Annotated in this window: 12 protein-coding genes and 1 tRNA gene; 11 read left to right on the top strand and 2 right to left on the bottom strand. The window is 62.0% G+C overall.

What is annotated here, in order from left to right; genetic code table 11:
* The first annotated feature begins 51 nt into the window (after positions 1 to 51).
* From IB241_RS02750 to IB241_RS02725, 6 genes are all read left to right on the top strand, one after another.
* Positions 52 to 127 (top strand) — tRNA-Glu (locus IB241_RS02750).
* A gap of 183 nt (positions 128 to 310) precedes the next feature.
* Positions 311 to 850, top strand: coding sequence for a TetR/AcrR family transcriptional regulator (locus IB241_RS02745; RefSeq protein ID WP_192296849.1), 540 nt, complete (start codon positions 311 to 313; stop codon positions 848 to 850).
* Between the two features lie 15 nt (positions 851 to 865).
* Entirely contained in the window at positions 866 to 1699 is an 834-nt protein-coding gene (locus IB241_RS02740; RefSeq protein WP_192296848.1) for an alpha/beta fold hydrolase, read from the top strand.
* Positions 1700 to 1737: 38 nt separating this feature from the next.
* Positions 1738 to 2172: an acyl-CoA thioesterase gene (locus IB241_RS02735; protein ID WP_192296847.1), complete on the top strand. Its 435-nt coding sequence runs from the start codon at positions 1738 to 1740 to the stop codon at positions 2170 to 2172.
* Between the two features lie 55 nt (positions 2173 to 2227).
* Entirely contained in the window at positions 2228 to 3187 is a 960-nt protein-coding gene (locus IB241_RS02730; RefSeq protein WP_192296846.1) for a tRNA dihydrouridine synthase, read from the top strand.
* Between the two features lie 123 nt (positions 3188 to 3310).
* Complete coding sequence (locus IB241_RS02725; protein ID WP_192296845.1) at positions 3311 to 4564, top strand: hypothetical protein; 1254 nt, start codon at positions 3311 to 3313, stop codon at positions 4562 to 4564.
* A 3-nt stretch (positions 4565 to 4567) separates the two neighbouring features.
* On the opposite strand, the gene IB241_RS02720 is transcribed toward IB241_RS02725, so the two are convergent.
* The gene (locus IB241_RS02720) at positions 4568 to 7846 is read right to left on the bottom strand and encodes an EAL domain-containing protein (protein ID WP_192296844.1); all 3279 of its coding nucleotides are present in this window, start codon (positions 7844 to 7846) and stop codon (positions 4568 to 4570) included.
* Between the two features lie 65 nt (positions 7847 to 7911).
* The gene (locus tag IB241_RS02715) at positions 7912 to 8802 is read right to left on the bottom strand and encodes a LysR family transcriptional regulator (protein ID WP_192296843.1); all 891 of its coding nucleotides are present in this window, start codon (positions 8800 to 8802) and stop codon (positions 7912 to 7914) included.
* A 140-nt stretch (positions 8803 to 8942) separates the two neighbouring features.
* Between IB241_RS02715 and leuC the strand changes: the two genes are divergently transcribed.
* The 5 genes from leuC to asd all read left to right on the top strand — a co-directional run bounded on the left by leuC (position 8943) and on the right by asd (position 14240).
* Positions 8943 to 10361: a 3-isopropylmalate dehydratase large subunit gene (gene leuC, locus IB241_RS02710; protein ID WP_192296842.1), complete on the top strand. Its 1419-nt coding sequence runs from the start codon at positions 8943 to 8945 to the stop codon at positions 10359 to 10361.
* Between the two features lie 10 nt (positions 10362 to 10371).
* Positions 10372 to 11016 (top strand): 3-isopropylmalate dehydratase small subunit, encoded by a 645-nt coding sequence (gene leuD, locus IB241_RS02705; protein WP_015884976.1) that lies wholly within the window; start codon positions 10372 to 10374, stop codon positions 11014 to 11016.
* 146 nt (positions 11017 to 11162) lie between these two features.
* Complete coding sequence (locus IB241_RS02700) at positions 11163 to 11927, top strand: class I SAM-dependent methyltransferase (protein WP_192296841.1); 765 nt, start codon at positions 11163 to 11165, stop codon at positions 11925 to 11927.
* Positions 11928 to 11980: 53 nt separating this feature from the next.
* Entirely contained in the window at positions 11981 to 13063 is a 1083-nt protein-coding gene (gene leuB / locus IB241_RS02695; protein WP_192296840.1) for a 3-isopropylmalate dehydrogenase, read from the top strand.
* 64 nt (positions 13064 to 13127) lie between these two features.
* Positions 13128 to 14240 carry an aspartate-semialdehyde dehydrogenase gene (gene asd, locus IB241_RS02690; RefSeq protein WP_192296839.1) on the top strand — a complete coding sequence of 371 codons (1113 nt, stop codon included), beginning with the start codon at positions 13128 to 13130 and terminating at the stop codon, positions 14238 to 14240.
* Positions 14241 to 14402: the final 162 nt, after the last annotated feature.

Raw genomic sequence — 14402 nt, 5'->3', positions numbered from 1 at the left:
CCGTCCTTGGATCGATCAGTCTCAGCCTGATCAGTTGTACAGAAGGTTTGTGTCCCCTTCGTCTAGTGGCCTAGGACACCGCCCTTTCACGGCGGTAACAGGGGTTCGAGTCCCCTAGGGGACGCCACGATTACCCGCTCTGCGGGATTTTTAAGGGTCATTCAATTATTGAATGGCCCTTTTGTTTGTCTGGCGTTCGGCCAATTCTTTTACTCCCTTCCTACTTCCTCTTCAGACCAATGGTCATGTCGGTCGCTTGCCAAATATTATTATGGTAATAATATTCAACCCATGAGAACCGGAGGCTTTGATGAGCGATAAAAAAGCACAAACCCGCGAACGCATTTTGCAGGCGGCCAGCGCGGCGTTGATCCAGCGTGGCCCGGCCGAGCCGAGTGTCGGTGAAGTCATGGGGGCGGCGGGGCTCACCGTCGGTGGTTTTTACGCGCACTTCGAAAGCAAGGACGCGCTGATGCTGGAGGCATTCACTCAATTGCTGGCCAAGCGTCGTGCGGCCATTGACGATATGGATGCGCTGTTGACCGGTGAAGAGCGCCGAGGCCTTGTGGCGGCGTTTTACCTGTCGCGCAAACACCGCGATTCCACCGTTCAGGCCTGTCCGATCCCGGCGACCGTCGGCGAAATGAGCCGCCTGCCGGATGAATTCCGCCAGGCGCTGAACGAGCACTGTGAGCTGATGGCCGCCCAATTGGCCGCCAGCCCGGAAGACACCGACAAGGCCCTGGCCGACATGGCGTTGATGATCGGTGGCCTGGCCCTGGCGCGGGCACTCGGCCCTGGTGAATTGTCTGACCGTGTATTGCGTGCCGCCAAGTCGGCCGTGCGCTAGAAGAGGGTTCTAAGGATGGGCACGCTGACCTGGATTCGTCGCTTCAACGGCACCCTGGGGCATCTGGCGCCGCAAACCGTGGCCAACCAGATGCGACGTGCGTTCATGACGCCACGCGAGCTGCCGCCACGCGACTGGGAGTTGCCGTTGCTGGCGCAATCAGAGCGCATCACCCTGCGTTTCGGCCTGTCGGCGTTGCGCTGGGGCCAAGGGCCCGCCGTGCTGTTGATGCATGGCTGGGAAGGGCGCCCCACGCAGTTCGCCAGCCTGATCAGCGCCTTGGTGAATGACGGTTATTCCGTGATTGCCCTCGACGGCCCCGCCCACGGGCGTTCGCCCGGGCGTGAAGCCCATGTGCTGCTGTTCGCCCGCGCGATGTTGGAGGCGGCGGCCGAGTTGCCGCCGCTGCACGCCGTGATTGGTCACTCCATGGGCGGCGCCAGCGCGATGCTGGCGGTGCAACTGGGGCTGCGTACCGAAGCACTGGTAAGCATTGCCGCGCCGTCGCGATTCCTTGATGTGCTCCGAGGGTTCACCCAGATGGTCGGCTTGCCGGCGCGGGCCCGCTCGGCGTTTATCCAGGAGGTCGAACACACCTTCGGCATGCCGTTGAAGCATCTGGATGTGGCCCACTACCAAATGAACATCCCCGGCCTGATCGTGCATGCCGAAGACGACACCTTCGTCCCCGTCAAAGCCTCCCAGGCGATCCACGAAGCCTGGTTCGACAGCCGCCTGTTGCGTCTGGAGCAGGGCGGTCATCAGAAAGTCCTGGCCGACCCCCGAGTGACCGACGCGGTGCTGGCGCTGTTGGCCGGCCGCCGTCTACAGGCGCGGCAAACCGCCTGATACACTGCCCGGCCGAGATCAATCGACTGGAGCAAGGCATGGGCTGGGATCTGGCAACGCCGTTTATCATCGACCTGCAGGTCGGCGCCGAAGACATCGACGGCCTGGGCCACGCCAACAATGCCGTTTACGTGTCCTGGCTGGAACGCTGCGCCTGGCGCCATTCCCAGCGCCTGGGCCTGGACCTCGCCGAATACCGCAGGCTGGATCGCGCCATGGCGGTGGTGCGCCACGAGATCGATTACCTCGCCGCCGGCTACGAAGGCGACGAACTGCAACTGGCCACCTGGATCGTCGACTGGGACCAGCGCCTGAAAATGACCCGCCGCTTCCAATTGGTCCGCCCCCGCGACGGCGCGACCCTGCTACGGGCACACACCACCTTTGTCTGCATCGAGCTGTCCAGCGGCAAGCCCAAGCGTATGCCCGCCGAGTTTCTTGACGGTTATGGCCCCGCCCTGACAGGGGGTTAACGGTTGCCGCAGGAAACCCAGTAAACTGCGCCACGATTTTTGTTGAGTGTTTTCCATGCAAATTGCTTTGGCGCCCATGGAGGGGTTGGTCGACAACATCCTGCGGGACGTGTTGACCCGCGTGGGTGGGATCGATTGGTGCGTGACCGAATTCATCCGCGTCAACGACCGCCTGCTCACCCCGGCGTATTTCCACAAACTTGCTCCCGAGCTGCTGCACGGTGCCCACACCGCGGCGGGCGTGCCGCTGCGCGTGCAGTTGCTTGGTTCCGACCCGGTGTGCCTGGCGGAAAACGCCGCGCTCGCTGCCGAGTTGGGCTCCGAGGTGATCGACCTGAACTTCGGTTGCCCGGCCAAGACGGTGAACAAGTCCCGTGGCGGCGCGGTGTTGCTCAAGGAGCCGGAGCTGCTCAACCAGATCGTCGAGCACGTACGCCGTGCCCTTCCCGCGCACATCCCGGTTACCGCGAAGATGCGCCTGGGTTTCGACAGCCCGGATGGCGCCCTGGTCTGCGCCACGGCTCTGGCCGAAGGCGGCGCCGCGCATATCGTGGTGCATGCGCGGACCAAGACCGACGGCTACAAACCGCCGGCGCACTGGGAGTGGATTCCGCGCGTGCAGGATGTGGTCAAGGTGCCGGTGTTTGCCAACGGCGACATCTGGAGCGTTGAAGACTGGAAGCGTTGCCGCGAAGTCAGCGGCGCCGAAGACATCATGCTCGGCCGTGGCCTGGTGGCGCGGCCAGACCTGGCGCGGCAGATTGCAGCGGCGCGGGCCGGTGAAGAAGTCGTGGAAATGACCTGGGCGCAGATGCAGCCCATGCTCCAGGAGTTCTGGACCCAATCGGTGGCGCAACTGACCGAGCGCCAGGCGCCGGGCCGTTTGAAACAATGGCTGGCAATGTTGACGCGCAACTACCCTGAAGCGGTTGAACTGTTCACCGCGATGCGCCGGGAGACCGATCTAGAGCAGGTCAGCCGGCTGTTGGGCATGCCCCATCCGGCGGCGGCATAACGCGAAGAGATCTGCAGCAAGGGCGCCATCGGCGCCCTTTTCTTATTGTGAAACGTGATCCTCGGAACCGGGCAAGGCAAAATCCCACGAACTTCTGGGCATATCTCACAGGAATCTTCGCCCATGAATGCTTCGAACTTGAAATCCCCTACCTTTGCCTTCACTGCCCCGTCGACGCTCTCTGCATCAAAGGCCATAAAGTCTGTCGTGAACGCCTTCGACGTCGGCGAGCGGCGCTTTGGTGAGCACTTTGACGTAAGCACCCATGCTGCCGTCATCAAAATGATGATGGCGACGCTTGGCCCCACGCCTGCCGATATGTTCAATCAAGTGACACGTACCGCAAACGGCTACGACGTGATGATGAAGGATGAGTTCAACGCTCGCATCACGCACGAAGAGCTGCAGCTAGTCGCGCAGGTGTCCAAATTCAGTGGCAATGATGCGCAAGCCGTCAGGGCCGCCAACTTTGCGTTGACGGTGTTTGTAAAGCGCAGGCAGCAGATCGGTGGCTACGCCAATTTTCACGCGGCGCTGACAAAGTCACTCCAGGGCGAAACCACTCTGCGTTGCTTGCAGGGTATGGGGGTGTATGGGCTTTCCCAGTATGTGCCGCCGAGCAGGATGGTTGGCGAAGGCGTAGTGGCAGTGATGGAGACCCATAATTTTGGCAGTGCGCTGGTAGTGGACGGGCTTGGGCACGCTAACGGCAAGCCGCGTCAGGTAGGCGGTCGCTATGGTTACAGGCTGTTCGCCGACAAGCCTCGGGGAGGCGCACCCACACCGAAGGTGTTTGCGGGCCGAAGACCCCTGGATATTTGGGGTGGTTTCTACCAAGGGACACCGGGGAACTGCGTGACGGTGTCGGCAATCAAGGCGGCTATGATGAGGTTCGGGCAGTGCCCCGCGGATATTTTTCGGGAGGTCACTGCCACTGCCGAAGGTTATGCAGTCGTTATGCGCGATGGTTTCAGGCTGACGCTGACCCATGAGCAATTGCGCAAGGCGAGGGCCGCTTCCGGCTTTCGCGGCAACGACTGTGCGATGCTGGAGGATGCCTATTTCCTGTTCGCCGTGAGCGCCAGGCGCGCACAGCTGGAAAACAACGACTTTCGTGGCGGGCAGAGTTTCGACGTTGCCATCGATACCCTCAATGACGGTGAATACCCCGGGCAGGCGCTGCGTCGGTTGGGGTTGTACGCCTATATCCGCGAAAGCGATGTGAACGAGTTGATTGCCGGCGCTATCGGCACCCTGTCTGACGGTGGTCACTCGATGACGGTGATTGGCGGCGTGCTCGATTATTATGGGAGCCGGCACACGCTGCAGACGTCGCAATGGAAGGGGACTTATTTGCGGGCGCTGAAATTGGTGTGACCGCTATTCCAGCAAGCGCCTGAACGCCTCAATCGGCAACGGCCGACTGTGCAGATACCCCTGAAACACATGGCACCCCAACCGTTGCAGGAACGCCAACTGCTCCAGTGTTTCCACGCCCTCGGCAATCACTTCCAGGTTCAGGCTGCGAGCCATGGCCACGATGGCGCGGATGATTTCCGCGTCGTTCGGGTCATGAGTCGCATCGCGCACAAACGACTGGTCGATCTTCAGTGCATCCACCGGCAGGCGCTTGAGGTAGGTCAGCGATGAATAGCCGGTGCCGAAATCATCCATCGCGAAGCTCACGCCGAGCTTTTTCAGGCGGCGCATCTTGGCCACGGTGTCGTCCAGGTTCTGGATCACGATGCCTTCGGTAATCTCCAGTTTCAGCAGGCTGTAGGGCAGGTCGTGCTGATCGAGGCTGTGCACCACGCGTTCAACGAAGTCGTTCTGGCGAAACTGCCGGGGGCTGATATTCACGCACAGGCTGAAGCGCAACGGGTCCACCAGGCCGTCAGAGATCAATTGCTGAAATGCACCGCAGGCTTCATCGAGAATCCAGGTGCCGACTTCCAGGATCAGCCCGCTGTCCTCCAGCACCTTGATGAACTCGGCAGGGGACTGCGCGCCCAGTTGCGGGTGCTGCCAGCGCACCAGGGCTTCGGCGCCGATGATGTGGTTGCCGCGTGCATCGACCTGGGGTTGGTAGTGCACGCTGAATTCGCCGCGTGACAGGGCCAGGCGCAGGTCGGTTTCCATGCGCAGGCGTTCGCTGGCGGTTCTTTGCATGCTGTTGTGGAACATCTGCGTGGTGTTGCGCCCCGAATCCTTGGCGCGGTACAGGGCGATGTCGGCGCGCTTGAGCAGGTCGGCCGGCGTCGAGCCATGGTCGGGGATCAGCGCTACGCCAATGCTCGGGGTGACCTGCAGGCGGTGGCCGTCGAGGAACATCGGCTCCGAGAGCAACTCACGCAGGGTGTCGGCCAATTCCAGCACCTGGGTACTGACCTGCGAACGCGTGCCGTCGAGGCCGCTGAGCAGTACCACAAACTCATCGCCGCCCAGGCGGGCCACGGTGTCTTCCATGCGCACGCTGGCTTCCAGGCGGGCGGTGACGATTTTCAGCACGGTGTCGCCGACCGGGTGGCCAAGGGAATCGTTGATGTGCTTGAAGTGGTCCAGGTCCAGGAACAGCAGCGCGCCTCGCAGGTTGTGGCGCTTGAGCAGGGCGATCTGCTGGCTCAGGCGGTCCATCAGTAGGGCGCGGTTGGGCAGGTTGGTCAGCGGGTCATGGTAGGCCAGGTGGCGGATCTGCGCCTGGGCATTCTTCAACAGGCTCACATCGCGGGCGGTCAGCAGCAGGCACGGCGTTTCATTCAGGGTGATCGGCTCGACCGAAACTTCCACCGCCAACACATCGCCGCGCTTGTTGTGCCAAAGCATCTCCAGGTGGTGGATGCGCCCCTTGATCTGCAATTCAGCCAGCAGCGCCGAGCGTTGGTTTTCATCGGCCCAGATGCCGATTTGATACAGCGTGAGCCCGATGGCTTCTTCCGCGCGGTAACCCGTGAGGCGGCAAAAACCATCGTTGACCTCGACATACCGACCGGTGTCGCGCTCGGTAATGGAAATGGCGTCGGGGCTGGAATGGAACGCCTTGGCGAACTTCTCTTCGCTGGCCTTGAGCGCGGCTTCCGAGCGTTGTTGCTGGGTGATGTCGCGCAAGGTGGTGACGATGCACGGTTGGTCGCCGACCTTGATCAGCCGGCTGGCGATCACGCAGGTCAGGCTTCGCCCATCCTTGTGGCGAGCGATGATGGCCACATTGTTCAATGACTGTTCGCGAATCACCCGCTCGATGCGTTGCAGGCGCTTGCTGGAGTCGTCCCACAGGCCGATCTGCTCGGCACTTTTGTCGAGCACTTCGGCCGCGGTCCAGCCAAAGGTCTGGGTAAACGCGGGGTTGATTTCGATAAATACGCCGCTGTCCAGGCCGGTGACGCAGATCGGATCGGGGCTGGCCTGGAACAGGCTGGCGAATTTCTCTTCGGAGGCGCTCAGGCGTTGCTCGCGCTCGACCTGGTCGGTGATGTCCAGCAGGGTGCCGGCCATACGCAATGGCGCGCCCTTTTCGTCGCGGTAGAGGCGCGCGCGGCTTTCCAGGTAGCGCGAACTGCCGTCCTCCATGGGCACGCGGTAGGTCAGTTGGTAGTTGCCGGCCGGGCCTTCGCGCAGGGTGCGATAGGCATTGCGCATATTGTCGCGTTCTTCATTGGGCATGCCTTCGAAAAACGCGTCGAAGGACTCGTGGAACGGCTCGGGCGGCAGGCCGTGCAGTTGCGCGGCGCGAGCCGAGCCGTAGAGCATGCCGGTGGGAATGTGCCAGTCCCAGGTGCCCAGTTGCGCGGAATTGAGCGCCAGGTCGAGGCGTTCCTGGCTGTCCTTGAGCGCCTGATCGGCGTTTTTGCGTTCGGTGGTGTCAACAAAGGTGCTGATCAGATAAGCCTCACCCTCCAGCTCGACCTTTTGCGCGCTGAGGGTGCCATCGTGGATCTGGCCGTTGCTGGCGCAAAACTGCACGTCCATGGTGATCGGCTCGCCCTTGCGCTGAGTAGCCTTGACCAGCTGCGCGCGCTGCTCGGGGTGGCGCCACAGGCCCAGGTCCAGGGTGGTGCGGCCGATGGCATCGGCGACCGGCCAGCCGAAATGGATCTCGAAATACTGGTTGGCTTCACTGATCAGGCCGTCGGCCTGGCGGGTCAGCAGCACCATGTTCGGGCATAGGTGAAACAGCGTGGCGAAGCGCTTTTCGGAGTGGCCGAGGGCGGTTTCCCGTTCACGCTGCTGGGTGATCTCACGGATCACCCCGATCATCCGACGCCGCCCGGTCTTGTCCGGCGCCAGGCTGCCGTTGATTTCCAGCCAGTGATAGCTGCCGTCGGGCCACTGGATGCGGTGGCGCATCGCCTGCTCGAACGGTTCGCCGGCCAGCACCGCATGGAAGGCCCGCACGACCTTGGCGCGGTCGGCCGGGGCGAGCAGGTCGAGGTAATCCAGGTCTTTGGGCAGTGGCGCGCGCGGGTCGAAGCCGAACAGCGCCTGGGTCCCCCGTGACCAACTGATCCTGCCGGTGTCGATTTCCCAGCACCATGCCCCCAGCCGGGCACCGTTGAGGGCTGCCAGCAATTGCGGGGCGCTGTCCCAGCTCTGTTCCGCCTCTTGGGGGTCCAGAGCGTAAATGCGGGGCAGGGGTGGCACGGAATCGACGGGATTGCGCATTATCAAAGGGCCTTGGCTCAATGGGCGTAAGGCGCGGTTTCACGTAAACCTGAGGCCGCACGGCTTCATGCCGGTATTCCTGGCAGATCGACCTGTGCATCCAATAGGCTCATGAAAGCCCGCGCTGCGTTCGACAACGTCCTTTCGGTGTGCACGATATAGCCTAGCTGGCGACTGAGTTGTATGCCCGGTAAAGCGATGCTCGCCACCTGATCATCCAGCATGGTGCGCGGCAAGACGCTCCAGGCCAGGCCGATGGACACCATCATCTTGATAGTTTCCAGGTAGTTAGTACTCATCGCGATGTTCGGCGTCAGGCCCTGGGCTTCGAACAAGCGCCTGACGATATGGTGTGTAAAGGTGTTGCCGCCGGGAAAAACCGCCGGATGACCGGCAATATCGGCCAGGCTGACGTGGCCGTTGCTGGTCAGGCTGTGCTCCGGCGCCACGACAAAATCCAGCGGGTCATCCCAGACCGGGGTCGCACGCACCAGGTGATGGGGGTCGGGCGCGAGGGTGATCACTGCCACCTCGGCGCGGCCGTGGAGGATTTCCTCGTAGGCCACTTCCGAATCGAGGAACTGAATATCCAGCGCCACGTTCGGGTATTTACGGGTAAAGGTGCGCAACACGGGCGGCAGGCGGTGCAGGCCGATGTGGTGACTGGTGGCCAGGGTCAGGCGCCCGCTGACTTCGCCCGTCAGGTTGGTGAGGGCGCGACGGGTGTCGTCCAGCACGTTGAGAATCTGATAAGCCCGTGGCAATAGGGCCCGCCCGGCCTCGGTCAAGCCGACTTCGCGGCCCAGGCGGTCGAACAGGCGCACCTTCAATTGTTGCTCCAGGCCGGCAATGCGTTTGCTGATGGCCGGCTGGGTCAGGTGCAGGCGCTCACCGGCTCCGGAGAAGCTGCCGGTCTCGGCGATGGCAATAAAGGCATTGAGGTTGGCCAGGTCCATGGTTGTATTCCAGTTGGTAATCCAAAGCATAAAAAATATGAATTTGAGTTATTTACTGTAGCGCCATACCATCAGCCTCACAAGCCAAAGGGTTATTGAAATGCCCAGGGCATAGAAAGACCGATGATGAGGACCGACTGATGGCCGGCAAAACGCTTTACGACAAACTTTGGGATTCCCATGAAGTGAAACGGCGCGACGATGGCTCGTCGCTGATCTATATCGACCGTCACATCATCCATGAAGTGACCTCGCCACAAGCGTTCGAAGGCCTGCGGCTGGCAGGGCGCAAGCTTTGGCGCGTCGACTCCATCATCGCCACCCCGGACCACAACGTACCGACCACCCCGGAACGCAAGGGCGGCATCGACGCGATCGTCGACACCGTGTCGCGTTTGCAGGTGCAAACCCTCGATGACTACTGCGACGAATATGGCATCACCGAATTCAAGATGAATGACGTGCGTCAAGGGATTGTCCACGTGATCGGCCCGGAGCAGGGTGCAACCTTGCCGGGTATGACGGTGGTCTGCGGCGACTCCCACACCTCCACCCACGGTGCCTTCGGTGCCTTGGCCCACGGCATCGGCACGTCCGAGGTTGAGCATGTGTTCGCGACCCAGTGCCTGGTCGCCAAAAAGATGAAGAACATGCTGGTGCGCGTCGAAGGCCAATTGCCGTTCGGCGTGACCGCCAAGGACATCGTCCTCGCCGTGATCGGCAAGATCGGCACCGCCGGCGGTAACGGGCATGCCATCGAGTTCGCCGGCAGCGCGATTCGCGACTTGTCCATCGAAGGCCGCATGACTATTTGCAACATGTCCATCGAAGCCGGTGCCCGTGTGGGCATGGTGGCGGCGGACGAAAAGACCGTTGAATACGTCAAGGGCCGCCCATTCGCACCGACCGGCGCAGACTGGGACGCTGCCGTCGAAGCCTGGAAAGACCTGGTCTCCGACGCCGACGCGGTGTTCGACACCGTGGTCGAACTCGATGCCGCACAGATCAAGCCGCAAGTCAGCTGGGGCACCTCGCCGGAAATGGTCCTGGCCGTCGACCAGAACGTGCCAGACCCGGCCAAGGAAGCCGATCTGGTCAAGCGCGGTTCCATCGAACGTGCCCTGAAGTACATGGGCTTGCAGGCCAACCAGGCGATCACCGACATCCAGTTGGACCGCGTGTTTATCGGCTCCTGCACCAACTCGCGGATCGAAGACCTGCGCGCTGCGGCGGTGATCGCCAAGGGCCGCAAAGTCGCCTCGACCATCAAGCAAGCCATCGTGGTGCCGGGTTCGGGCCTGGTGAAGGCACAAGCCGAAGCCGAAGGCCTGGACAAGATCTTCCTCGAAGCCGGTTTTGAGTGGCGCGAGCCGGGCTGCTCGATGTGCCTGGCGATGAACCCGGACCGCCTGGAGTCGGGCGAGCATTGCGCGTCCACCTCCAACCGTAACTTCGAAGGGCGCCAGGGCGCCGGTGGGCGTACCCACCTGGTCAGCCCGGCCATGGCTGCTGCGGCGGCCGTCAACGGTCGTTTCATCGACGTTCGCGAATTGATCTGAGGAATACCCGATGCGTGCTTTTACCCAACACACCGGCCTTGTCGCCCCTTTGGATCGCGCCAACGTCGACACCGACCAGATCATCCCCAAGCAGTTCTTGAAGTCGATCAAACGCACCGGTTTCGGCCCGAACCTGTTCGACGAGTGGCGCTACCTGGACGTGGGCTACGCCTACCAGGACAACTCCAAGCGCCCGCTGAACAAGGACTTCGTACTCAACGCCGAACGTTACCAGGGTGCCAGCGTGTTGCTCGCCCGCGAGAACTTCGGTTGCGGCTCCAGCCGTGAACACGCGCCGTGGGCCCTGGAAGAATATGGCTTTCGCAGCATCATTGCACCGAGCTATGCCGACATCTTCTTCAACAACAGCTTCAAGAACGGCTTGCTGCCGATCATCTTGAGCGACGCAGAAGTCGACGAGTTGTTCAAGCAGGTGGAAGCCGAAGAGGGCTACCAGCTGACCGTCGACCTGGCCGCGCAAACCGTGACCCGTCCGGATGGCAAGGTGTATCACTTTGAGGTCGATGCGTTCCGCAAGCACTGCCTGATCAACGGCCTGGACGATATTGGCCTGACCTTGCAGGACGGCGATGCAATTGCCGCCTTTGAAGCCAAGCACCGGGCTAGCCAGCCTTGGTTGTTTCGCGATGCCTGATTTGATGTAAGCAGGACTGGCCCTTTCGCGAGCAAGCCCGCTCCCACATTCGACCGAGTTCCTTCAGTTGAAATGCGGCCAAATGTGGGAGCGGGCTTGCTCGCGAAGACGGCAGCACAAACACCATAAGTCCCAAGGAAACCCTCATGACCACCACCGCCCACACCCAAGTCGTGCAAAAACAATTCGGCGAACAAGCCTCGGCCTACCTGAGCAGTGCCGTGCACGCCCAGGGCACCGAGTTCGCGCTGCTCCAGGCCGAACTGGCCGGGCAGGGCGCTGCACGACTGCTGGATCTGGGCTGCGGTGCCGGTCATGTCAGCTTTTACGTCGCCCCTCTGGTTAAAGAGGTGGTGGCCTACGACCTTTCCCAGCAGATGCTCGATGTCGTCGCGGGCGCTGCAAACGATCGGGGCCTGGACAATATCCGCACCGTCCATGGCGCCGCCGAGCGCCTGCCGTTCGCCGATGGCGAGTTCGACTTCGTGTTCAGCCGCTACTCGGCGCACCACTGGAGCGACGTCGGCCTGGCCCTGCGCGAAGTGCGCCGGGTGCTCAAGCCGGGCGGGGTAGTGGCGTTTGTCGATGTCTTGTCACCGGGCAGCCCGCTGTTGGACACTTACCTGCAAACCGTCGAAGTGCTGCGCGACACCAGCCACGTACGCGATTACTCCGCCGCCGAATGGATGCAGCTGCTCAGCGAGTCCGGCCTGCATGTGCGTAACAGCAGCCGCCAGCGCCTGCGCCTGGAATACACTTCGTGGGTCGAGCGCATGCGCACGCCCGAAGTGCTGCGCGCTGCCATCCTTGAGCTGCAACGGGCGATGGGCCAGGAAGTACGCGATTACTACGAGATTCAAGCCGACGGCACCTTCAGCACCGACGTGCTGGTGGTGTTTGCCGAGCGCTGAGCAATTTTTCCCGACCTGCCCGCGGGCGGGTCGCTTGATGAAATGAGGAACCCATGAGCAAGCAGATTCTGATTCTCCCTGGCGACGGTATTGGTCCGGAAATCATGGCCGAAGCGGTCAAGGTGCTGGAGCTCACCAACAGCAAGTACAGCCTGGGCTTTGAACTGAGCCACGACGTGATCGGCGGTGCCGCCATCGACAAGCACGGCGTGCCACTGGCCGACGAAACCCTGGACCGCGCCCGCGCGGCCGACGCCGTGCTGCTCGGCGCCGTGGGTGGCCCGAAGTGGGACAAGATCGAACGTGACATCCGCCCTGAGCGCGGCTTGCTGAAAATCCGTGCGCAACTGGGCCTGTTCGGCAACCTGCGCCCGGCGATCCTCTACCCGCAGCTGGCTGACGCGTCGAGCCTCAAGCCGGAAGTGGTCGCGGGCCTGGACATCCTCATCGTGCGCGAGCTGACCGGCGGTATCTACTTCGGCTCGCCACGTGGCGTGCGCGAGCTGGAAAACGGCGAACGCCAGGCCTACGACACCCTGCCGTACAGCGAGAGCGAAATCCGCCGTATCGCCCGTGTCGGTTTCGACATGGCCCGTGTGCGTGGCAAGAAAGTCTGCTCGGTCGACAAGGCCAACGTGCTGGCCTCCAGCCAACTGTGGCGCGAAATCGTCGAAGAAGTGGCCAAGGACTACCCGGATGTCGAGCTGAGCCACATGTACGTCGATAACGCCGCCATGCAGTTGGTGCGTGCGCCCAAGCAGTTCGACGTGATCGTTACCGACAACCTGTTCGGCGACATCCTGTCCGACCAGGCGTCGATGCTCACCGGCTCCATCGGCATGCTGCCGTCGGCGTCCCTGGACACCAACAACAAGGGCATGTACGAGCCTTGCCACGGCTCGGCGCCGGACATCGCGGGCCAGGGCATTGCCAACCCGCTGGCGACTATCTTGTCGGTGTCGATGATGCTGCGTTACAGCTTCAACCTGAGCGAAGCGGCGGATGCCATCGAGAAGGCCGTGAGCCTGGTGCTGGATCAGGGTTTGCGCACCGGCGACATCTGGTCGCAGGGTTGCACCAAGGTTGGGACGCAAGAAATGGGCGACGCAGTAGTCGCCGCGCTGCGGAATCTGTAATCTCTCGGGCCCGCTTGCAGTTGTTGCTGCAAGGCGGCCCACTTTTTAACAAGGTGTAGTTGCGATGAAACGTGTAGGTCTGATCGGTTGGCGCGGTATGGTCGGTTCCGTGCTCATGCAGCGGATGCTGGAAGAGCAGGATTTCGATCTTATTGAGCCGGTGTTTTTCACCACTTCGAACGTGGGTGGCCAAGGCCCGTCCGTGGGCAAGGATATTGCCCCGCTCAAGGACGCCTACAGCATTGAAGAGCTGAAAACCCTCGACGTGATTGTGACCTGTCAGGGTGGCGACTACACCAGTGAAGTCTTCCCCAAGCTGCGTGAAGCCGGCTGGCAGGGTTACTGGATCGATGCTGCATCGAGCCTGCGTATGCAGGACGACGCCGTGATCATCCTGGACCCGGTGAACCGCAAGGTCATCGACCAGCAGCTGGATGCGGGCACCAAGAACTACGTCGGCGGCAACTGCACCGTCAGCCTGATGCTGATGGGCCTGGGTGGCTTGTTCGAAGCCGGCCTGGTCGAGTGGATGAGCGCCATGACCTATCAGGCGGCCTCCGGTGCCGGTGCGCAGAATATGCGTGAGCTGATCAAGCAGATGGGCGCAACCCACGCGGCCGTCGCCGATCAACTGGCCGACCCGGCCAGCGCGATCCTCGACATCGACCGTCGTGTGGCTGAAGCCATGCGCAGCGATGCGTACCCGACCGAGAACTTCGGCGTGCCGTTGGCCGGTAGCTTGATCCCGTGGATCGACAAGGAACTGCCGAACGGCCAGAGCCGCGAAGAGTGGAAGGCCCAGGCCGAGACCAACAAGATCCTCGGTCGCTTCAAGAGCCCGATCCCGGTGGATGGCATCTGCGTGCGTATCGGCGCGATGCGCTGCCACAGCCAGGCGCTGACCATCAAGCTGAACAAAGACGTGCCGATCGCTGATATCGAAGCGTTGATCAGCTCGCACAACCCATGGGTCAAGCTGGTGCCGAACAACCGCGACATCAGCATGCAGGAGCTGAGCCCGACGAAGGTCACCGGTACCCTGAATGTACCCGTGGGCCGTCTGCGCAAGCTGAACATGGGCAGCCAGTTCCTGGGCGCGTTCACGGTTGGCGACCAACTGTTGTGGGGCGCGGCTGAACCGCTGCGGCGCATGCTGCGGATCTTGCTGGAGCGTTGATCGCTTGAGGCAATCAGGAAACCCGCGCTCTGGTGACAGGCGCGGGTTTTTTGTTGTGCTTTCGGGCCTCTTCGCGAGCAAGCCCGCTCCCACATTTGATTGCATTTCAATTGGAGAAACTCGGTCGAATGTGGGAGCGGGCTTGCTCGCGAAGAGGCCATC

Origin of the sequence: Pseudomonas sp. PDM05, assembly GCF_014851685.1 — a bacterium.
In the GTDB taxonomy this organism is placed as follows: domain Bacteria; phylum Pseudomonadota; class Gammaproteobacteria; order Pseudomonadales; family Pseudomonadaceae; genus Aquipseudomonas.
This window is presented reverse-complemented; position numbering and strand designations above follow the sequence as displayed.